Raw genomic sequence first — 19,972 nt, 5'->3', positions numbered from 1 at the left:
GGCGGCATCAACTCACTGCGAGAGCAGCTGGGCGCAGCGGATCAGACCCAGGTGCGAGTACGCCTGCGGGTGGTTGCCCAGCGAGCGCTCCGCCACCGGGTCGTACTCCTCCGGCAGCAGGCCGGTGGGGCCCGCGGCCGCGACGATCTGGCCGAACAGCTCCTCGGCCTCGGTGCGGCGACCCGTCAGGAGGTACGACTCGATCATCCACGCCGCGCAGAGGTGGAAGCCGCCCTCGTCGCCCGGCAGGCCGTCGTCGCGGTGGTAGCGGTACACGGTGGAACCGGACCGCAGCTCCGCCTCGATGGCCGTGACGGTGGACTGGAAGCGCTCGTCGGCCGGGTCGATCAGGCCGGACAGGCCCACGAAGAGCGAGGCCGCGTCCAGGTCGTCGCCGTCGTAGGCCGTGGTGAAGGACTGGACCTCGTCGTTCCAGCCGTTCTTCAGCACGTCCGTGGCGATGGTGTCGCGCAACGGCACCCAGGACGGGTCGAGCGTCCGGCCGAACTGTTCGCCGACCTTGATCGCGCGGTCGATGGTCATCCAGCACATGACCTTCGAGTACACGTGGTGGCGCGGCGCGTGCCGCTCCTCCCAGATGCCGTGGTCCGGCTCGTGCCAGCGCCGCGAGACGGCCTCGGCCATCGCCTGGACCATCGTCCAGTCGGCGTCCGACAACGACCCGCGCGCGGAAGCCAGCTGCACCACCAGATCCACGACCGGGCCGAACACGTCGAGCTGCACCTGCTGGTTCGCGAGGTTGCCGACGCGCACGGGCCGGGAGCCCGCGTAGCCGGGCAGCGTGTCGATCACGGCCTCGGCACCGAGTTGTGTGCCGTGCAGCGTGTACAGCGGGTGCAGGCGCTCCGGGCCGGGGATGGTCTCCAGCACGCCGTGCAGCCATGCGAGGAAGCCGTCGGCCTCCGCGAACGACCCCACCGACACGAGCGCGGCGGCGGTCATCGCGCCGTCACGCAGCCAGCAGTAGCGGTAGTCCCAGTTGCGGACACCGCCCAGTTCCTCGGGCAGCGACGTGGTGGCCGCGGCCATGATCGAGCCGGAGTCCTTGTGCACCAGGCCGCGCAGCGTCAAAGCAGAACGCAGCACCAGGTCCGTCTGCACGCGCGGCAACCGAAGCCCTGCCGCCCAGTCCGACCAGTAGCCGGCCGCGCGGTCACGGCGGACCGACTCGGCCAGTGCGTGCTCGGAGAGGTCGTCGGTGCCGCAACGCAGCTCCAGCAACACCGCCGCACCCTCTCGCGGCCGGACGACGGCCCGTGCGGTCTCCTGCACGCCGTCTGAGGTGATCTCCCAGTCGACGCCAGGCGAACGCAGCACCATCGGGTCCGAGGTGCCGACCACGCGCAGACCATCGCGCTCGCGCAGCAGCCGCACCGGCACCTGGCCGAACTCCGGCCGCGGCGCGAACGTGATCACCGCGTTGGTCGACCCGCTGATGCGCCGCACCAGGTCCGTGCGGTGCGAGGCGAGGTCGTGCTCCAGGTAGTCCGTCACCAGGAGCCGCGACCAGCGGGTCTCCACGATCATCGTGCCCGGCAGGTAGCGCTGGCCCAGCGGCAGCGACCCGTGCTCCGGCTTGATCGAGAAGTGGCCCGCGGCGGGGCCGCCCAGCAGGTCCGCGAAGATCGCGGCCGAGTCCGGTTCCGGGTGGCAGAGCCAGTTCACCTTGGCGTCCGGCGTGACCAGCGCGACCGAACGCTCGTTCGCGAGCATGGTCAGCCGCTCGATCGGCACGGCCTGGTCGCCGTGCAGCCACGCGCGCCGCTCCTCCAGGAGGAACGCGAGCACGGTCGCGACGTCGGACGGGTTGCTCACGTAGTACTCGGCGAGCGACTCGCCGGCACCGACGCGGATGCCGACGTCCGGGCCGGACAGGCGCGCGAACGCCTTCTCGTCCGTCACGTCGTCGCCCAGGAAGACGGCCGCGGTGGCGCCGACCTGGTGCCGCAGGATGTCGAGGGCGTGGCCCTTGTTGGTCTCGATGACGGCGAGCTCGATGACGGCCTTGCCCTCGGTGACCTCCACGCCGTCCCAGGTGCAGGGGCCGGAGCGGACGGCGGACAGCACCGTCTCGCCGATGGAGGCTTCGGCGCGGCGCACGTGCACCGCGACCGAGGCGGGCTTGACCTCGAGGTGCACGCCCTCGTGGCTGTTGACGATCTCGTCCAGCTCGGCTTCGATCCGGCGCAGCAACGCTTTCGCGTTGGCGTCCAACGCGTGGACGAAGCCGACGTCGAACTCCGAGCCGTGCGAGCCGACGAGGTGGACCTCGCCGGGTAGGCGGGACAGCGTGGCCAGGTCGCGCAGCGCACGACCGGAGATCACTGCTGATGTGGTCTCGTGCAGGCTCGCGAGCGAACGCAGTGCGTTCACCGACTCCGGAAGCGGGCGAGCCTGCTCCGGGTCGTTCACGATCGGCGCGAGTGTTCCGTCGTAGTCGCTGGCGACCAGCAGTCGCGGGGTACGGGCCAGCTGCACGATCGCTCGGCGCAGTTCGGCGGGGAGGGCCTCGGCGGTCAACGCCCCTCCTGGAGCACTCGATGGGTCAGTGGGATCTGAAAGGATTCAGACCGAGGTCTGCGTGCCCAACGCCTCCAGGAACGACCTTGCCCAACGGTCAACGTCGTGGGTGAGGACTTGGCGGCGCAGCGCGCGCATCCTACGGCGGCCTTCTGCGGGATCGATGTCGAGGGCGGCCTGCAGTGCGTTCTTGACACCGTCCAGATCATGGGGGTTCACCAGGAACGCACTGGTCAGTTCTGCGGCAGCGCCGGCGAACTCGCTGAGCACCAGAGCTCCACCAAGATCATATCGGCACGCCACATATTCCTTGCACACGAGGTTCATACCGTCACGAACCGGCGTGACGACCATGACGTCCGCCGCGCTCATGAACGCGACGAGCTCCTCGCGGTTGACCGACTGGTGCAGGTAGTGCACGACGGGTTTGCCGACCCGGCCGAACTCGCCGTTGATCCGCCCGACGGACTGCTCGATGTCCTGGCGCATCACCTTGTAGTGGTCGACCCGCTCCCGGCTGGGCGTGGCGAGCTGGACCATCGAGACGTCCTCCGGGTCCACGCGTCCGTCCGCGATCAGCTCGTACAGAGCGCGGATCCGGACGTCGATGCCCTTCGTGTAGTCGAGACGGTCCACGCCGAGCAGGATGCGCTTCGGGTTGCCCAGGTCCGCTCGAATCTGCTTCGCGCGGGCCTGCGTCTCCTTGCGCCGGGCCACCGCGTCGAGGCCCGCGCTGTCGATCGAGATGGGGAACGCGCCGACGCGCACCGTGCGGTCGCCGACCTGCACGACACCTGGCCGGGTCCTGACACCAACGGTGCCGCGGCTGGGCTCCAGGCCGACGAGCCTGCGGGCCAGCCAGAGGAAGTTCTGCGCCCCGCCCGGCCGGTGGAAGCCCACCAGATCGGCGCCGAGCAGGCCGCGGATGATCTCCGTGCGCCACGGGAGCTGCATGAACAGCTCGACCGGCGGGAACGGGATGTGCAGGAAGAAGCCGATCTTCAGGTCGGGGCGCTGGTCGCGCAGCATCGCCGGGACGAGCTGCAGCTGGTAGTCCTGCACCCACACGGTCGCGCCCTGCGCCGCGATCTTCGCCGTGGCGTCGGCGAAGCGCTGGTTGACCCGCACGTAGGCGTTCCACCAGTGCCGGTGGAACGCGGGCTGGGCGACGACGTCGTGGTAGAGCGGCCAGAGGGTGCCGTTGGAGAAGCCCTCGTAGTAGTCCTCGACCTCTTTGGCCGACAGCGGCACGGGATGCAGCAGCAGACCGTCGTCTTCGAACGGGGACACGTCGGCGTCGGCGACTCCCGGCCAGCCGACCCAGGCACCACTGTGTGAACGCAGGAACGGCTCGAGCGCGCTGACCAGCCCGCCCGGACTGTGCTTCCAGCGTTCTGTGCCGTCAGGCAAGCGCTCCAGGTCAACCGGCAGCCGGTTGGCCACGACTACGAATTCCGCCCCGTTCTCGCCAATGTCCATGCTCACATTTCCGACGCTAGCCTCTACGCGTGCTGTCGGCGTGTCGTGTAACCCCCGTCACAGCCACGTTCACTCCAACCGACGCTTGGTGGGTTTGAGCGGCCCGGACATGCGCGGACCTGCGAACTTCCGCTCCAACCTGCCCAGTCCGGTGCGCACCGGCTGGGCCAGGTACTCGCCGAAAACGACCCCTCCGGCCAGGGCGAGAGCAATGCCACTCGCGAACACCAGCGTGCTCAAACCGGCCGGATCGCCCTCCGCGGTGAGCTGGAACAGACCCCGGTAGGTGGTCCAGCCCGGCAGCAGCGGGACGACGCCCGCCTGCACCACGACGAGCGTCGGGATGCGCAGCCGCCGGGTCAGGGTCGCGCCGCCGAACCCGGTGATCGCGGCCGCCACCGCAGACCCGAGCAGCGCGTCGAGCCCGAACGTGGTGACCAGCCCGTAGGCGGCCGTGCCGATCGCGCCGGAGATGGCGGCGGCGATGAGCGCGCGGGGCTGGGCGTAGCAGGCGAGCGCGAAGAACGCACTGGTCGCGGCACCGGCGGCGAACTGCATCGGCACCGCGGAGATCAACGGCGGCAACGGGTCCGTGAGCCGGATCTCCAGTCCGAAGTGGACGGCCGTGCGGATCGCCAGCGCGACGCCCGCGATGAGACCGGCGCTGAGCAGCACGGTCTCGACGGTGCGGCCCGCCGCGGTGACGTTGTAACCGGAGATCGCGTCCTGCACGGTGCTGACCAGTGCGAGCCCGGACAGCAGCACGACGATCCCGACGGCGACCAGCAGGCTCGGCCGCACGGAGATCAGCCACCCGGTGGCGTAGATGGCGAGCGCGGCACCAGTGGCGAGCGCACCGCCGACGAGCTGCTGGAAGAAGAACGGCAACGCACGCCGGTTCAAGACCCGGCCGACCCGGTCGATCACGGCGGTGACGACGGCCGCGCTGATCGCGAGAGCCAGTCCGCCACCGACGAGGAACGCGACCGCCGCGGCCATGCCGGCCCACGCGGCGGTGGCGACCCAGCGCGGATACGGGTGCTTCGCGGTGGTGATGTGTTCGAGCTCGGAATGCGCGTCCTCGAGCGGCCCGAGATTCCGCACGAGATGTTCTACGGCGGCCAGCCGGGTGTAATCGAGACTGCGCTGCCGGACCACCCGTACCGCAGTGATCGGTGGCGCGTCAGTTCCTCTATGACACGACACACTGATAGAGGTGTAGATCACGTCGACTTCGGTGTGGGGCAGTCCATAGCTCTCGGTGACCGAGAGAATCGTGGCTGTCACATCGGCCGCGCCGGCGCCGCTGGACATCTGGACCTCGCCGATCTTCAGTGCGAGATCGAGTACCAGGTGAACCATGGTGTCATCGGGCAAAGCGGGGCCATGCAGGCTGTTAGTGGAAATCTCGCGCACCTCCGTCGTGTGATCGTGGGGAGTCGTTCGACCGTTGCTGTGTCCTCTGCCACCTCCGAACGGGGGACCCAAAACGGAGGACATGATCACTATCTGTTGGTTACCCTCCTGACCTGGTCAAGGCGCCGGGTCCGGCGGGTTGATCCACTCAGTTGGTTGGTCTGCCTCCGGTCGGAGCAATCCGATCACACTGAGAGCAGACCGTTCGCCGCAGGTAACACCCGCAACGGGCGCTTACGATGTTCGCGAACACGAGCCAGGCCGGCGTAGCTCAATTGGCAGAGCACTCGCCTTGTAAGCGAAAGGTTAGGGGTTCGATTCCCCTCGCCGGCTCTTTAGGACAGAGGGTTCGCCCAGGTGGGCGGGCCCTCGTCTCATTTCGACGTGACACTTCGTCAGCTTTTGCGAACGAGTCCGGTAATGCCTCCGACACTCAGCGTGGCGAACGTCCAACCCATGATCTGCACGGCCCAGCCCACGCCTGTCGCCCACTGCCCGGCTGCTCCGTTCGCCAGTTCGCAACGTGGTGTGCCCCCGAGCTTCACGAGCGGGATCGAGAGATCCGCCGCAAGACTGATCCTGTTAACCGGTGAACAGGATCCCGAGAGCCCGCTGTGAGCGCCAGCCGTCCACACGAGACAGATCGAGAGCAGGAACGTCACCAGCAGACCGGCCACCGCCCGCGACGGCCGGTAGCCGTAGCCGAGGGTCGTGCCGAGGAACCGGTGCCACCGCCGGTTGCCGGGTTCGCCGCGGCGGCCGAGATCTTCCTGCTGCGCGATGCGGATCTCTCGCGCGGTGCGTTCCTGGCCGGCTTTCTCGTGCAGGGCGGCCAGTTGCCGGTACTGCTGAGCGTCGAACGGCGTGCGTTCGCGCAGCAGCGTGAGCCACGCGTCAGCGGTGGCGTGGGCGTTGGTGAGATCCAGTGCGGGCAGTTCCGTGCGTGCGTCGAGTTCGGCGTCCAGCACGGACAACGTCGTGGCGACCGTCGTCCCTGCCAGCACCGCGGACTGGCCGCCGCGGTTGCGCACGAGCCCGGAGATCTCCAGCCCCGCAGCGATCTTCGCGCTGCTCGCGAAGATCGCGGGGCCGTCGAGGCCGTTGACGATGGCGTCGTCCAGGACCAGGTCGCCGCCGATGTCGGTGTTCTCGAGCCAGCACCCGCAACCGCCGCGGTACTCGGGACGGACGTACAGCTCCCGAGCCATGAAGGAGCCACCGACCCGCAGGCTGTACGCGCTGAAGGAACCCAGGCTGGTTCCGGTCAGCGTGAGGGTCCCGTCCACTTGTGCGTGGTCCAGGGCGAACATGTCCGCGCAGCGTCCGCTGTGCATCTCGAAGCGCCGGGTGCGCAGGCCTTCGGCCCTGATGTCCCACACCGCGGTGCTGCTCAGGTCCACCGCCGGGATCTGGGCGTGGCGCAGGGTCAGGTCGTCGACGAAGTGGCAGCCGATCAGGCCCAGCGGCCCGGTCATCGTCACGAAGTCGAGGTCGAGGCGGCCTTCGACGTACGCGCCGTAGATGGTGAGGCCTGCCAGGGTGTCGGCCGCGCCGAGCACCATTTCGCGGACCTCTTCGGCGCGCATGAAGGTGTGTTTTTCGCCCTGCTCTGTCTCACTAGGACGTGACATTGTGGGCACCATGTCCTACCTCGCGGATAGCGCGCGCTACGACCAGATGACTTACCGGCGGACGGGACGCAGCGGCCTCAAGCTGCCCGCCATCTCGCTCGGTCTGTGGCACAACTTCGGCGGCGACCGCCCGTACGAGCTCGGCCGCGGTATCGCGCGGCGGGCGTTCGATCTCGGCGTCACGCACTTCGACCTCGCCAACAACTACGGCCCGCCGTACGGCTCGGCGGAGATCACGTTCGGGCAGATCCTCAAAGATGATCTCAGGCCGTACCGCGACGAGCTCGTCATCTCCACGAAGGCCGGCTACGACATGTGGGCCGGGCCGTACGGGGAGTGGGGCAGCCGCAAGTACCTGCTCAGCTCGCTCGACCAGTCGCTGACCCGGATGGGGCTCGACTACGTCGACATCTTCTACTCGCACCGGTTCGACCCGGAGACTCCTCTCGAGGAGACGATGGGCGCGCTCGTCAGCGCCGTTCAGCAGGGCAAGGCGCTCTACGCCGGCATCTCGTCGTACTCGCCGGCCAAGACCAGGGAGGCGGCCCAACTGCTCCGGTCCGCCGGGGTTCCGCTCCTGATCCACCAGCCGAGCTACTCGATGCTGAACCGCTGGATCGAGCCGGAACTGCTGGACGTGCTGGAGGAGGTCGGCGCCGGCTGCATCGCGTTCTCGCCGCTCGCGCAGGGCATGCTGACCGACCGCTACCTCAACGGCATTCCCGAGGGTTCGCGCGCCTCGCAGGGCAAGTCGCTGTCGACCGACCTGCTGACCGAGCAGAACCTGGGCCGCATCCGGTCGCTCAACGAGATCGCGCAGTCCCGCGGGCAGTCGCTGGCCCAGCTCGCGCTGACCTGGACGATTCGCGACCCGCGCGTCACGTCCGCGTTGATCGGCGCGTCGTCGGTCGGCCAGCTGGAGCAGAACCTCGCGGCACTGCAGGCGCCGCCGCTCACCGACGACGAGCTCGCCGAGATCGACAAGCACGCCGTCGAGTCGGGCATCGACCTCTGGGCGACCAGCTCCACCGCGGAGTAGCCGGCCTTTGGGTGCACGCGGGGAGCTTTCGTGCGCTTGGAGCGCACGGAAGGGCCCCGCGTGCGGTCAGCAAAGCTAGGGGCGGCGGGGGAGGCGGATCGTGAAGACCGTCGAGCCTGGGCGGCTGGTCAGTTCGATCGTGCCGCCGTGCGCCTGCACCAGCGACTGCACCACGGCGAGACCGAGGCCGCTGCCGCCGCGCTGGCGGGTCCGCGAGTCGTCGACCCGGTAGAACCTGTCGAAGATCCGCGCCTGGTCCGCCTCGGCGATGCCGGGGCCGCTGTCGCTCACCTTCACCACCGCCCAGTCGTCCTCGGCCGTCACCTGCAACGACACCGAGGTGCCCGCCGGGGTGTGCACGGCCGCGTTGGTCAGCAGGTTGTCGAGCACCTGGCGTAGCCGGGTCGCGTCGGCGTTCATGGTCACCGTGTCCGCGTCGACGTCCAGCGTGTGCGACGGCCGGGCCGCGCGGAACGCGTCCGCCGCCGCCTCCGCGATCACCGCCAGGTCGAGCTCCTCCTGGCGCAACGGCGGTTCGGACTCCGCGGAGTCAAGGCGCGCCAGCAACAACAGGTCGTCGAGCAGCACGCTCATCCGCGACGCTTCCGACCGCAGCTTCTCCAGGTGCTTCTCGCGTTCGCCCGCCTCGTTCGCCGCCGCGTACCGGAAGAGGTCCGCGTAGCCGCGCAACGACGTCAGCGGCGTGCGCAGTTCGTGCGAGGCGTCCGCGATGAACCGGCGCAGCCGCTGCTCGGCGGCGGTGCGGGCGGCCAGTGAGGTGTCGATGTGCGCGAGCATCTTGTTGAACGCCTCGCGCAGCTCCTCGACTTCGACGCCGCCGCCGTTGCTGCCCACGCGCACGGTGAGGTCGGCCGAGTCGGTCAGGTCGTGCGAGGAGATGTCGTGCGCGGTGTCGGCCATGTCCGACAGCGGCTGCATGCCCTTGCGGATCAGCGCCTGACCACCCATGACCAGCGCGACGAGGGCGGCGAGGAACGCGACCACCCCGACCGTGATCAGCTGGGAGATCGTGCCGTCCCTGTCGTTCATCGGGGCCGCGCTGACCAGCACGATCTCGTTATCGATGATCTGGCAGGCCCGCAGCCGGAACTTGCCGTCGCCGCGCAGGTACTCGGTCTCGAACAGGTCGCCGTTCAACGCCTTGTTGGCGATGGCGTCGAACTCCTTGCGGTCCTTCGGCTGCTGGTCGCCCGGCTGGGGACGCAGCTGGCCGTCCTGCATCTTGTAGACGACGGCGAACCAGTCCGGCGGGATCTTGTTGACCTTGCCGTCGTAGATGACCTCCTTGGCCGCGCCCTGCTGGCTGATCGCCATCTGGTCGTCGAGGCGGCGGTCCAGGAAGTCCTGCATCGACGTGACCATGGCCCAGCCGACGATCACGAACACGGTCAGCGCCAGCGCGCCGAGGCCCAGCGCGAGGCGGGTTCCGAGCCGCCACTTCCGGACGGGCTTCACACGCAGTTTCATCCTGGGCTTCATTCAGCTGCTCGGCGGAGCACGTACCCCACACCGCGCACGGTGTGGATCAACGGCTCGCGGCCGTCGTCGAGCTTGCGGCGGAGGTGGGAGATGACCAGCTCGACCACGTTGGAGCGGCCGCCGAAGTCGTACTCCCACACGTGGTCGAGGATCTGGGCCTTCGTGAGCACGGCCGGTGAGCGCCGCATCAGGTAGCGGAGCAGCTCGTACTCGGTGGGCGTGAGCGTCACGAGCTTGCCGCCGCGGCGGACCTCGCGCGTGTCCTCGTCCATCACCAGATCGAGGACCTTCAGCACGGAGCGCTTCCACGACGGACCCGTCGAGCGGCGCAGCACGGCTCGCAGCCTGGCCATCAGTTCTTCGACCGAGAACGGCTTCACGAGGTAGTCGTCGCCGCCCCGAGTGAGTCCTGCCACACGGTCGGCGGTGCCGTCACGAGCGGTCAGAAACACCACGGGCACCATCGCGCCGGCCGCCCTCATTCGATCAAGAACGGTGAATCCGTCCAGGTCAGGCAGCATGAGATCGAGCACGACGATGTCCGGCTGGAACTCGGCTGCCTCTCTCAGCGCGTCCTCGCCGTTGAGTGCGGTCGCGGCCTGCCAGCCCTCGTACCGGGCGACCGTCGCGACCAGGTCAGCGATGTGCGGCTCGTCGTCGACGACGAGCAATCGAACCGAGTTCCCCTTGTCCACGTGCTCATGGTGCGTCACCTGATGGCCCCCTCGCTCGATCGACAGGAAGTCGACAGCCCGTGCAAAGCGGGTGCACAGCTCGGGAGCCAAGGATCAGTGGCATCGATCGACCCGACCGCGACCGCCCGACCGAGGAGCCCGCTGTGACGACCACCCTGCAGCATCCCGTGCGACCGGCTCCGGCCGGGCGCGCGACGCCGCACAAGGTGCTGGCCAAAGCCGGCCTCTACGTGTTCCTGCTGGCCAACGCGGCTTTCGTGACCTACCTGTTCAACGCGGCCGGGGTCGGCTCGAACAAGCTGGTCAACTTCGGCAGGCTGACGGGCCTCTACGGCGCGCTCGCGATGGCGTTCCAGCTGCTCCTGGTGGCGCGGCTGCCGTGGCTCGACCGCCGGCTGGGCATGGACAAGCTCACCTCGTGGCACCGCTGGGTCGGCTTCACGATCTTCTGGATGCTCATCGGTCACCTGACCTTCATCGCCTTCGGCAACGCCGGTGACTCCGGGCCGATCGCCGAGATCGTCCGCCAGGCCACCGAGCTGGAGGGCATCCTCCGCGCGCTCGTGGCGTGGGCGATCATCATGATCGTCGGTGTGGTCTCCGCCCGCTTCGCGCGGCGCCGGATGGCCTACGAGACCTGGCACTTCATCCACCTCTACACCTACATCGCGATCTTCCTCGCGTTCACGCACCAGGTCGCGGTCGGCACGACGTTCCGCAAGTCCGAGCTCGCCACCGCCTACTGGTGGGGCCTGTGGGCGTTCGCGATCGGTTCCGTCGTGGTCGGACGGCTGGCGCTCCCGTTCTGGCGCAACTGGCGCCACCAGTTCCGGGTCGCCGCGGTCGTGCCGGAGGCGCACAACGTCGTCTCGGTCTACATCGAGGGCAAGGACCTCGACGAGCTGGGTGCCAAGGCCGGCCAGTTCTTCCTGTGGCGCTTCCTGACCAAGGACCGCTGGTGGCAGGCCAACCCGTTCTCGCTGTCCGCGGCGCCGAACGGCAAGTACCTGCGGCTCACCGCGAAGGCGCTGGGCGAAGGCAGTGCCGACATCCGCAACATCAAGGTCGGCACCCGCGTGTTCGCCGAGGGTCCGTACGGCGCCTTCACGACCATGCACCAGACCAAGCAGAACGCGCTCCTCGTCGCGGGCGGTGTCGGCGTCACGCCGATCCGCGCGCTGCTGGAGGAGATCAAGGGCCACGTCGTGGTGCTGTACCGGGTCAGCGACCCGAAGGAAGCCGTGCTGCTGCGCGAGATCGAAGGCCTCGCGCGGGCAAAGGGCGCGGTGTTGCGCCTGGTCACCGGCTCCTCGAAGTCCATCACCGCGAACGGCCCGTTGCTCGGCCCCGACAACATCGCAGCGCTCGTGCCGGACGTGGAGGACCGCGACGTCTTCATCTGCGGCCCGAACGGCATGACCGACGCGGTGGTGCGCAGCCTTTCCGAACTGGGAGTGCCCAGCAACCAGGTCCACGCCGAGCGCTTCGCGCTGGCCAACTGAGGGGATTCGACGACGTGAAGAGGGCAATTCCCGTTCTGGCGCTCAGCGTCGCCGGCCTGGTCCCGGTCTGGCTGTACTCGCCGGGTGCCGCCCACGAGGGTGAGATCAGCGAGATCGCCGCGCCGGAAACGCCGCAGCAGACCCAGGCCGCGCCCCAGACGCAGACGCAGCCGCAGACCCAGCCCCAGTCGCAGTCGCCGACCGCTCCGAAGTCCTCCGCACCGGCGCCCACCACCCAGCAGCAGGCTCAGACCCGCACCGTGTCCGGGCCGGCGGTGAACACGTCGGAAGGCACCGTGCAGGTGCAGGTCACGTTCCAGGGCACCAAGATCACCGATGTGAAGGCCCTGCGCGCCCCGAACAGCAACCCGACCAGGATGGCGCTGCCGATCCTGCGTCAGGAGGCGTTGAAGGCGCAGAGCGCGGACATCGACACGGTGTCCGGCGCGACGGCGACCTCTGACGGCTACAAGCAGTCGCTGCAGGCGGCGATCGACGGAGCGAAGTAGACCGTGGAAAGCGTGCGGCGCGTCGAGCACATCATGAGCCTGCCGATTTCGGTGGACCTGCGTGACGGAGACGCCGCACTGGCGGAGCGGGCGTTCGCCTGGTTGCGAGAGGCGGACGCGCGGTTCTCGCCGTTCAAACAGGACAGCGAGGTGTCCAGGCTGGACCGGGGCGAGCTCACCAGGGAAGAGCTCACCCCGGATCTGGTCGAGGTGCTCTCGTTGTGCGACTGGTACGAGGAGTCGACGGGCGGCGCGTTCACGGCACGGGTGCCGGGACGCGGGCTCGACCCGTGCGCGGTGGTGAAGGGCTGGGCCGTGCAACGCGCGGCCGACATCCTGCGCGACGGCGGGGCATCGACTTTCTGCATCAACGCCGGTGGCGACGTCGTCACGGCCGGCGAGCCCGAGCCGGGAAAGCCTTGGCGCGTGGGCGTTCGGCATCCCGACATCGCCGACCAGCTCTGCGTCGTGCTCGGCGTGCGGGACGGAGCCGTTGCCACGTCAGCGTTGTACGAACGCGGCCAGCACATCCTCGACGGCCGCACCGGCGAGCGCGTCACCGGACTGCTGTCCGTCACGGTCTTCGCGGATGATCTCGCGATCGCAGATACCACTGCCACAGCAGCGTTCGCGCTGGGCCGTGACGGGATCGACTGGGCGGCGGAGCAGGAGGACTGCGAGGTCTTCATCGTCGACGAAGATCGTCAGGTCTTCCGCAGCCCTGGACTTCCGGTACACATCTGTTAACATGCCCGCCCAACGGAGCTTTGACTCCGGGGCACGTATCTCGTTGATCAAGAGCTGAGCGGGGCTCGCGCTCGGGGCAAGACCCGGCCTGCTGTCGATCAACTGCACGTGCGAGAAGGCCTGCTGGTGCTGCGAATTCGGGAGCGCGCCCAGCAGGCCTTCTCTGTGCCATGAGGGTGACCTTCATGGACCTGAGGTCCATGAAGGTCACCCTCATGGCGAACGTCGTCAGGCGTAGCGGGATTCGTCGAAGTCGAGGTTGACGGCGGACCGGCCGAGATCGCGGCCCACGTCGTCCAGCACGTCCACCAGTTCCAGCCCGCTCAGCCAGTCGCGGGGCAACGCCTCGGTGCCGTGCAGCGCGCCGAGCACGTTGCCGGTCAAGGCCGCCGTCGCGTCGCTACCGCCGGAGTGGTTGGCGGCGGCCCGCATCGCGTCCACGAACTGCACCGGCTTCGGATGCGTCAGCACGGTGTAGACCGCGATCGCCAGCGCCTCCGGACCGGTCCACCCGCTGCCGAGCCGGTCGACGCGCACGGACGACTCGCCGTCGTGTTCCTCCGCCAGCACCACGGCCCTGGTCAGCACCGTCGCCGTGTACGTGTCGTCGCGCAGCACCCTGCCGATGACCTGGTCGATCGCCTCACGCAGCGGCCGGCCCTTCACGGCGAGCAAGTGGATCAGCAACGCCAGCGCGCCGCCGGACACCCAGCCGCCCGTGCCACCGTGCGTCAGCGCGGCGAACCGGCAGCCGAGGTCGTACGCGATCTGCGCGGACGGTGCGAAGCCCGCCGGTGCGGTGCGCGTGACGCCGTTGCAGCCGGACGACTCGTTGTGCGGGTTCTCCGGAGTGGACGGTGTCTCCGCGGCCAGCGCGCGCAGGCACGTCAAACCCGGCGAACGGCTCTCGTACAGCCGGTCGTCCGCGAGCAGCCCCACCGCACCCGGTTCCGGGCCGGCCTGCTGCTGGGTGATCAACCAGCGCCGGTAGCTGTGCCACACCATCTCCGACGGCTCCCACTGGCCGGTGCGCTTGCCGCGCACCCATGCGCGCAGGTAGCCGTCGGCGGTGAAGAGGGTCAGCTGGGTGTCATCGGTGAAGAGCGCGGGCTTCGGTGGTGCCAGAACGCCTTCGGTGCCGTGTTCGCGCTGGATGTCGGCCCAGCCGAGGTACTGCACCGGTGCGCCGAGCGCATCACCGAGAGCGCCGCCGAGAAGACACCCGGCGCCGCGGTCAACCACGGAATTCCGATCTCGCGGCACAGATGAACAGTAGCGTCCCGCGAACTTGAACCGTACTTGTATCTGAGACGCCGCCTCCCGCACCTGTTGAAGTGACAAGGTCAGCGGGCGTGAGGGAGGGGCATGCGGAGCAAAACCGGACTCGAGTTCGGCGTGCTCGGACCACTCCAGGTGCTCGCGGACGGACGGCTGATCCAGCTGGGCCGTCGTGGCATGCGCGGACTGCTGGCCATGCTGATCGTCGAGGCGAACCGACCCGTCTCGATCGACCAGATCGTCGACGCGCTGTGGACGGACGCGCCTCCGGCCACCGCGCGGACGATCGTGCACGGCTACGTCTCGCGGTTGCGCAAGGTGCTGGAGGAGGCCGACCCGTCGGCCTCCGCGACGATCCGCACCACGCCGACCGGCTACCAGCTGACCGTGGATCCATGGCGTCTCGACCTGCACCGCGCCCGGCAGCTCGTGGCGTCTTCTCGCGGCAAGCCCGCTGCCATCAGGGCGGGCTTGCTGCGCGAGGCATTGGGGTTGTGGCGCGGGCCCGTGCTCGCCGACGTACCGGGCGACCCGATGACCTCTGACCTCGAGGAGCTGCGGCTGTCCGCGCTCGAGGAACGCATCGACGCCGAGCTGGAGCTGGGCCGTCACCTGGAGCTCGTGGGCGAGGTGCGCGGGCTGTGCACCGAGTTCCCGTACCGGGAACGCCTGGTCGCGCACAGCATGCGCGCTCTGTACCGGTCCGGCCAGCGGGCCGACGCTCTTGAGGCCTACCAACGGTTCCAGCGCCGCGCCGTGGACGAGCTCGGCATCGACCCCGGCCCGGAGCTGCGGTTGCTGCAGGAGCAGGTGCTGCGCGACGACCCGTCGCTGAGCATGATCGGCCCCGTCGAGAGCAGGCCCGTGGCACCGCGGGCGGGCATCGTGGCCCCGGCGTTGCTACCCGCGTCCGCGTCGCGGTTGTTCGGCCGCAACGACGACATGGCGTGGCTGGACAACGTGGTGGCGACCAGGAACCTGCTCGCGACGACCGTGGCCGTGCTGACCGGCGCGCCCGGCGTCGGCAAGAGCGCCCTCGCGATCACGTGGGGGCACGAGAACTCCGAGATGTTCCCGCACGGCGTGCTGTTCGCGTCGCTCGGCGACACCGAACCGGGCGAGGTGCTGACCAGGTTCCTGGTGGCGCTGGGCGTGCCGGCGGACGGTGTCCCGGTCGCCGTGGAAGATCGCATCGGGCTGTACCGGTCGTTGCTGAACCGCCGCCGCGTGCTGGTGGTGCTGGACGACGCGACGGGCTTCGAGCAGGTGCAGCCGCTGCTGCCGCCGGGTTCGGGCTCGGTGGTGCTGGTGACGTCGCGCAGCAAGCTCGAGCGGCTGGTCGTCACGAACAGCGCCCGCGTGCGCAAGCTCGGCCCGCTCGACGACGACGGGGCACGCGAGCTCGTGGACGACGTGCTGGGCAAGCCGCTGTCCGTCGAGGACCCGGTGGCGGCCCGCAAGCTCGCCGAACTGTGCGGCGGGTTGCCGCTCGCGCTGAGGGTGGCCGCGGCGAAGCTCGTGATCAGTCCGGAGTGGACGGTCGAGGAGCTGGTGGGGGAGCTGGCCGACGACGGGCAGCGGTTGCGCGGGCTCGACCTGCCGGAGGCGGGTGTGGGGGTGTCGCGGGCGCTGGACCTGTCGACCCGCGACCTGCCGTCCGAGCTCGGCGAGGTCTTCCAGTCGGTGGGCATGGCGCCAGGCCGCTGGATGTCGTCGCACGCCGTGGCCGCGCTGACCCGCACCCGCGTGGGGCTGGCCCGCGATCGGCTGGCCCAGCTCGTCGAGGTGAACCTGCTGGTCGAACCGTGGCCGGACGGGTTCACGATGCACGAGCTGGTGCGTCTCTACGTGCGCGGCGTCGGCCGCGCGGACTTGGACTCGTTGCGGCGCCTGGTGAACTACTACCTCGTCGCGTGCGACCACGTCCGCCGCGCCATCCGACCGGCGCGCGACGGCCTGGACTTCGCCTTGGGGGACAACGGTTCTACCGCGCTGCCCGCGTTCGGCGACCCGATCGCCTGGTTCGACCAGGAGTGGCCCAACATCGTCGCGGTCGTGCACGCGTCCGCCGAGTCGGGCCTGCACGACCAGGTGTGGCAGCTCGTGAGGCTGTTGCACCCCTACGCGACCGTGCGCGCGCTCACCGGGGAGTGGGTCGCGCTGGTCGGGTTCGGCCTGGCCGCGGCCGAGGTGACGGGGAGCCGTCTCGGCCAGATCCTCATGCTGGACACGACCTACACGACGAACGCCCGGCTGGGACGGCCTGTCCTGCTGCCGGACGCGCGTCGCGCGCACCGGCTCGCGGCTGAGCTGGGCGAGCGGCAGTACCTGGTGCTGACGCTCGCCCAACTCGCAGACGTGTTGTTCCGGCTGAAGCACCACGACGAGGCGTTGCTGTACTTCTGGGAGTCGGTGCAGCTCGCGCAGCAGTCCGGTGACGTCGTCGGCGAGGGACACGGGCTGAACAACGTGGCGCAGGTCGAGCAGGCCCGCGGCCGCGTGGAGGTGGCTCTGCAGCACCAGGCTCACGCGGTGGACGTGTACCGGCGGTCCGGCGACCAGATCGCGTTGATGCGCGGTCTCGCCAACCTCGCCGAGCTGCACCTCGAAGCCGGTGGCCTGGACGAGGCGGAGTCGCTCGCGCGCCAGGTCGTGGATCTGGCAGCCGCCGCCGAGGTGACCAACCTCGAGGGGTTCGGCCGCCACGTGCTCGGCGGGGTGCTGCTCCGGCGGGCGGAATGGGTTGCTGCGACAGCAGAATTGACCGAGGCGCTGCGCCTGTACTCGCAGGTCAACTCGGCCCGCGCGGTCGAGGTCCGTGCCGCGCTGGACTCGTTGTCGTCCGAGGTTTAGCGGCTGTTTAGTCGTCTGGTCCCAAAGCATGGGATGTTGGATGTGAGCCGTACGGCTCCGCAGGCCGCCGAGTGGGGGATTACCGAGGGGGTAAGGCGCCTGCGTTCTGAAGGCCCGACCGGCATTCGGGGGAGAGTGCCGGTCGGGCTCTTCTTCACTGGAAGTTCTCTTCGGTGCACCGGGCGATCGGCAGCAGCTCCGGCCGCTTCGGCGCCATTCCGTCGCCCATCGACTCGCCCCGCAGCGTCCGGCCGATCCACGGCACGACGTGCTCGCGGGCCCACTTCAGGTCGGCCTTGCGCTGGGTCACCCAGTCCGCCTGTTCGAGCGCGGGCCACGGTGCGTTCCACGAGTGGTCGTCCGTCAGCCCGAGCACCTCGGCGGTCTTGAGGGCGACCCGCTGGTGCCCTTCCGGCGAGAGGTGCAGCCTGTCCTCGCTCCACGCGCGACGGTCGTGCAGCGCCTGCATGGACCACAGGTCGACCATCCGGCAGTGGTAGCGCTCGGCGATCGACCACAGGTGCGTGTTGTAGATCGCGATCTTGCCCCGGAGGCTGCGCAGCAGCGGCGTGCTCCGCGTGTCGAACCCGGTGAAGATCACGACGTCGCAGCCGGCCGTCCTGAGGTCGGCCACGGCCACCTCGTAGACCTCGGCCAGCGCGTCCGGATCGCTGTTCGGCACCATGATGTCGTTGCCGCCCCCGCAGAACGTCACCAGATCCGGTTTGAGCGAGATCGCGAGCGGCACCTGCTCGTCCACGATCTCCTGCAGCATCTTGCCCCTGATCGCGAAGTTGGCGTACCTGAAGTCAGGTGCCTGCTGGGCGATCATGCCCGCCAGCCGGTCCGCCCAGCCGACGAACGTGTCTCCCGGGCCTGGGTCGTCCATGCCCTCGGTGAAGCTGTCCCCCAGGGACACCAGACTGTTCCATCGCAGCAGCACAAACATCCCCCTTCATGCGCTCCCTAGTACCGCGGCTCCCGTTCGCGGCGACTGGTTAGCATGCACAACCAACCGCTGGTTACGCCACCGTCGGTTACGGCATCGTAGGTTCTGTCGCTGTCGGTGACGACGTTTTTGCCACACGATCGAGCGAAGCTTGAGGGGTCTCCCAGGCGATCCGGGGGATTCGTCGCATTCGGGTCGCTAGTTTCTGCCGGGTGCGCCGCTCTTTGCCGCTTCCATCCATTTCGCTCGGTGTTGCGCTTGTCACAGTGGGGGTTCTCGCTGGAGTGGCGTGGAGCACCGGCGTGGTTCCGGCGGCTCCGCCCGCCGGGGTCGGGCCCGGTGAGCCCGAGGTGGCCCAGATCGGCGGGGATCAGCCGCCCATGGAGTTCACGCCGGCGCCTTCCGCCGTGAAGGTGGGGCCGCGGACCACGTCCCGGCCGGGTACTCCGCCGCCGCATTCCAATCCGGTGGTGACGCCCGAGGCGGCCGAGCCGCGGGTCAGCGTCGTCGGGACGACGGTCGTGCCGTCGGTGTCGCTGCCGGCGCTCCCGTCCCCGTCCATCGAGTCTTCGTCTTCCGCCCCAACGGAAAACCCCCGCAGCGACTTCGGCGCGTGAAGTCGCTGCGGGGGCCGTTGGGACCTTTCCGGGGGAGTGCCGCCGCCGACCAGCTCCCCCGGAAAGGGGTGGGACCACTGCCCGGGACGCCGCCGCCGATCTGCCCCGAGCAGTGGGGCTGGGACCGTCTCAGGGGGCGCCGCCGCCGGTCTACCCCCTGAGACGGGGTCTGTGGAGTTGTCTGCCGAGCTATCCGCTGACCGCCACGTTCGACAACGTGGAGTCGTCGGCTGGGACGTGGTCTTCGTAGGCCGAGCGCAGCCTCAGCTCCGCGCCGGGCGAGGCACCGATGGTGTCGAGGCCGAGCAGTGCGGCACCGACCACCGGGGGAAGATCCACGACCCGGACCTGGGCCAGCGGTGCCACCTCCAGCACCCGCCGGCGAACCGGGCCGAGGACGGTCTCGCCAGTGCCGGTCATCACGCCGCCACCGAGCACCACGTCCACGACCTCGTCGACCAGGTCGAGCTTGCGCAGGGACACGGTGGAGAGCAGGACGATCTCCTCGACCAGGCGGTCGACGACCTCCTGGGCCACGGCGTCGCCGCGGGCGGCCACGTCGAAGAGGATCGGGCAGAGGACGTGCGGGTCGAACAGCACTTCCTGGAAGTGGAGCTTCTCGACGACCTTCGACATCGAGGGCTCGCCGTAGTGCTCCAGCAGCGCGGGGAGCAGTTCAGTCGGCTTGCCCCGGCCGTCGTCGGCGCGGACGGCCAGCCAGAGGGCCTGCTCGCCGAGGTGGCTGCCGCCGCCCCAGTCGCCGGAGATGGGGCCCAGCGCGGGGAAGCGGTGCGTGCGGCCGTCGGCGGCCACGCCCACGGCGTTGATGCCGGCGCCGCACACGACCGCGACGCCGATGCCGGAGGGTGTGCCGGAACGCAGTAGCGCGAAGGTGTCGTTGCCCACGACCACCGACGGGGACCAGCCTCGCTCGGTGATCGCTCGCGTCAGGTCCTCCTCCTCGCGGGGCAGATCTGCTCCCGCGAGGTAGGCGGCTGTGTGCGAGGCGATCGGTTCGCCGGGGGACAGACCCGCTTGAGCTGCGGCCTCGCGTGCCAGTGCCTCGAACACGTCGAGCCCGCGCTTCATGCCCACGGTCTGCGGCGGGGCGCCGGGCCCGCGCACCTGCGCGAGCACCTTGCCGTCCGCGTCGACCAGCATGACCGCGGTTTTGCTGTTCCCGCCGTCGATAGCGAGCACCCGGTCCGTCATCGTT

The 19,972-nt window shown here is 69.4% G+C and carries 15 protein-coding genes and 1 tRNA gene; 6 read left to right on the top strand and 10 right to left on the bottom strand.

Going from position 1 to position 19,972, the window contains the following annotated elements:
• Positions 1 to 12 precede the first annotated feature (12 nt).
• From otsB to ACIA8G_RS40820, 3 genes are all read right to left on the bottom strand, one after another.
• The gene (gene otsB, locus ACIA8G_RS40830; protein WP_396424163.1) at positions 13 to 2,541 is read right to left on the bottom strand and encodes a trehalose-phosphatase; all 2,529 of its coding nucleotides are present in this window, start codon (positions 2,539 to 2,541) and stop codon (positions 13 to 15) included.
• A gap of 45 nt (positions 2,542 to 2,586) precedes the next feature.
• Positions 2,587 to 4,020 carry a trehalose-6-phosphate synthase gene (locus ACIA8G_RS40825; protein WP_396424240.1) on the bottom strand — a complete coding sequence of 478 codons (1,434 nt, stop codon included), beginning with the start codon at positions 4,018 to 4,020 and terminating at the stop codon, positions 2,587 to 2,589.
• Positions 4,021 to 4,089: 69 nt separating this feature from the next.
• Entirely contained in the window at positions 4,090 to 5,382 is a 1,293-nt protein-coding gene (locus tag ACIA8G_RS40820) for a threonine/serine exporter ThrE family protein (RefSeq protein ID WP_396424162.1), read from the bottom strand.
• Between the two features lie 314 nt (positions 5,383 to 5,696).
• On the opposite strand from ACIA8G_RS40820, the gene ACIA8G_RS40815 reads away from it, so the two are divergent.
• Positions 5,697 to 5,769: transfer RNA gene (locus ACIA8G_RS40815), tRNA-Thr, on the top strand.
• A 62-nt stretch (positions 5,770 to 5,831) separates the two neighbouring features.
• Here ACIA8G_RS40815 and ACIA8G_RS40810 read toward each other — a convergent pair.
• On the bottom strand, positions 5,832 to 7,067 hold the full coding sequence (locus tag ACIA8G_RS40810; RefSeq protein WP_396424161.1) for a hypothetical protein: 1,236 nt from the start codon (positions 7,065 to 7,067) through the stop codon (positions 5,832 to 5,834).
• A 10-nt stretch (positions 7,068 to 7,077) separates the two neighbouring features.
• Here ACIA8G_RS40810 and mgrA point away from each other — a divergent pair, with 10 nt between their 5' ends.
• Positions 7,078 to 8,106: an L-glyceraldehyde 3-phosphate reductase gene (mgrA, locus tag ACIA8G_RS40805; protein ID WP_396424160.1), complete on the top strand. Its 1,029-nt coding sequence runs from the start codon at positions 7,078 to 7,080 to the stop codon at positions 8,104 to 8,106.
• 75 nt (positions 8,107 to 8,181) lie between these two features.
• Here the strand turns inward: mgrA and ACIA8G_RS40800 are convergent, their stop codons facing one another.
• Positions 8,182 to 9,594 (bottom strand): sensor histidine kinase, encoded by a 1,413-nt coding sequence (locus ACIA8G_RS40800; protein WP_396424158.1) that lies wholly within the window; start codon positions 9,592 to 9,594, stop codon positions 8,182 to 8,184.
• Positions 9,595 to 9,602: 8 nt separating this feature from the next.
• Entirely contained in the window at positions 9,603 to 10,301 is a 699-nt protein-coding gene (locus tag ACIA8G_RS40795; RefSeq protein WP_396424157.1) for a response regulator transcription factor, read from the bottom strand.
• 143 nt (positions 10,302 to 10,444) lie between these two features.
• Between ACIA8G_RS40795 and ACIA8G_RS40790 the strand changes: the two genes are divergently transcribed.
• From ACIA8G_RS40790 to ACIA8G_RS40780, 3 genes are read left to right on the top strand one after another with little or no spacing between them, the layout of a single operon-like run.
• The gene (locus tag ACIA8G_RS40790) at positions 10,445 to 11,803 is read left to right on the top strand and encodes a ferric reductase-like transmembrane domain-containing protein (protein ID WP_396424156.1); all 1,359 of its coding nucleotides are present in this window, start codon (positions 10,445 to 10,447) and stop codon (positions 11,801 to 11,803) included.
• Positions 11,804 to 11,817: 14 nt separating this feature from the next.
• Complete coding sequence (locus tag ACIA8G_RS40785) at positions 11,818 to 12,312, top strand: FMN-binding protein (protein WP_396424155.1); 495 nt, start codon at positions 11,818 to 11,820, stop codon at positions 12,310 to 12,312.
• Positions 12,313 to 12,324: 12 nt separating this feature from the next.
• The gene (locus ACIA8G_RS40780) at positions 12,325 to 13,059 is read left to right on the top strand and encodes an FAD:protein FMN transferase (RefSeq protein ID WP_396424154.1); all 735 of its coding nucleotides are present in this window, start codon (positions 12,325 to 12,327) and stop codon (positions 13,057 to 13,059) included.
• Between the two features lie 228 nt (positions 13,060 to 13,287).
• On the opposite strand, the gene ACIA8G_RS40775 is transcribed toward ACIA8G_RS40780, so the two are convergent.
• Positions 13,288 to 14,301 carry an ADP-ribosylglycohydrolase family protein gene (locus tag ACIA8G_RS40775; RefSeq protein WP_396424153.1) on the bottom strand — a complete coding sequence of 338 codons (1,014 nt, stop codon included), beginning with the start codon at positions 14,299 to 14,301 and terminating at the stop codon, positions 13,288 to 13,290.
• Between the two features lie 123 nt (positions 14,302 to 14,424).
• On the opposite strand from ACIA8G_RS40775, the gene ACIA8G_RS40770 reads away from it, so the two are divergent.
• Complete coding sequence (locus ACIA8G_RS40770) at positions 14,425 to 17,190, top strand: BTAD domain-containing putative transcriptional regulator (RefSeq protein WP_396424152.1); 2,766 nt, start codon at positions 14,425 to 14,427, stop codon at positions 17,188 to 17,190.
• Positions 17,191 to 17,344: 154 nt separating this feature from the next.
• Here the strand turns inward: ACIA8G_RS40770 and ACIA8G_RS40765 are convergent, their stop codons facing one another.
• The 3 genes from ACIA8G_RS40765 to ACIA8G_RS40755 all read right to left on the bottom strand — a co-directional run bounded on the left by ACIA8G_RS40765 (position 17,345) and on the right by ACIA8G_RS40755 (position 19,968).
• On the bottom strand, positions 17,345 to 18,130 hold the full coding sequence (locus tag ACIA8G_RS40765) for an SGNH/GDSL hydrolase family protein (protein ID WP_396424239.1): 786 nt from the start codon (positions 18,128 to 18,130) through the stop codon (positions 17,345 to 17,347).
• Between the two features lie 379 nt (positions 18,131 to 18,509).
• A complete protein-coding gene (locus tag ACIA8G_RS40760) occupies positions 18,510 to 18,701 on the bottom strand; it encodes a hypothetical protein (protein ID WP_396424151.1) in 192 nt (63 codons plus the stop codon).
• A 244-nt stretch (positions 18,702 to 18,945) separates the two neighbouring features.
• The gene (locus ACIA8G_RS40755) at positions 18,946 to 19,968 is read right to left on the bottom strand and encodes an N-acetylglucosamine kinase (protein ID WP_396424150.1); all 1,023 of its coding nucleotides are present in this window, start codon (positions 19,966 to 19,968) and stop codon (positions 18,946 to 18,948) included.
• Positions 19,969 to 19,972: the final 4 nt, after the last annotated feature.

This window comes from Lentzea sp. NPDC051213 (genome assembly GCF_044455585.1).
Classification (GTDB): domain Bacteria; phylum Actinomycetota; class Actinomycetes; order Mycobacteriales; family Pseudonocardiaceae; genus Lentzea.
This window is presented reverse-complemented; position numbering and strand designations above follow the sequence as displayed.

Excerpts from the sequence above, each read along its gene's own strand:
- ACIA8G_RS40825 (WP_396424240.1), bottom strand. The coding sequence starts at position 4,020 with ATGGACATTGGCGAGAACGGGGCGGAATTCGTAGTCGTGGCCAACCGG.
- ACIA8G_RS40820 (WP_396424162.1), bottom strand. The coding sequence starts at position 5,382 with ATGGTTCACCTGGTACTCGATCTCGCACTGAAGATCGGCGAGGTCCAG.
- ACIA8G_RS40810 (WP_396424161.1), bottom strand. The coding sequence starts at position 7,067 with ATGTCACGTCCTAGTGAGACAGAGCAGGGCGAAAAACACACCTTCATG.
- mgrA (WP_396424160.1), top strand. The coding sequence starts at position 7,078 with ATGTCCTACCTCGCGGATAGCGCGCGCTACGACCAGATGACTTACCGG.
- ACIA8G_RS40800 (WP_396424158.1), bottom strand. The coding sequence starts at position 9,594 with ATGAAACTGCGTGTGAAGCCCGTCCGGAAGTGGCGGCTCGGAACCCGC.
- ACIA8G_RS40770 (WP_396424152.1), top strand. The coding sequence starts at position 14,425 with ATGCGGAGCAAAACCGGACTCGAGTTCGGCGTGCTCGGACCACTCCAG.
- ACIA8G_RS40760 (WP_396424151.1), bottom strand. The coding sequence starts at position 18,701 with ATGGACGGGGACGGGAGCGCCGGCAGCGACACCGACGGCACGACCGTC.
- ACIA8G_RS40755 (WP_396424150.1), bottom strand. The coding sequence starts at position 19,968 with ATGACGGACCGGGTGCTCGCTATCGACGGCGGGAACAGCAAAACCGCG.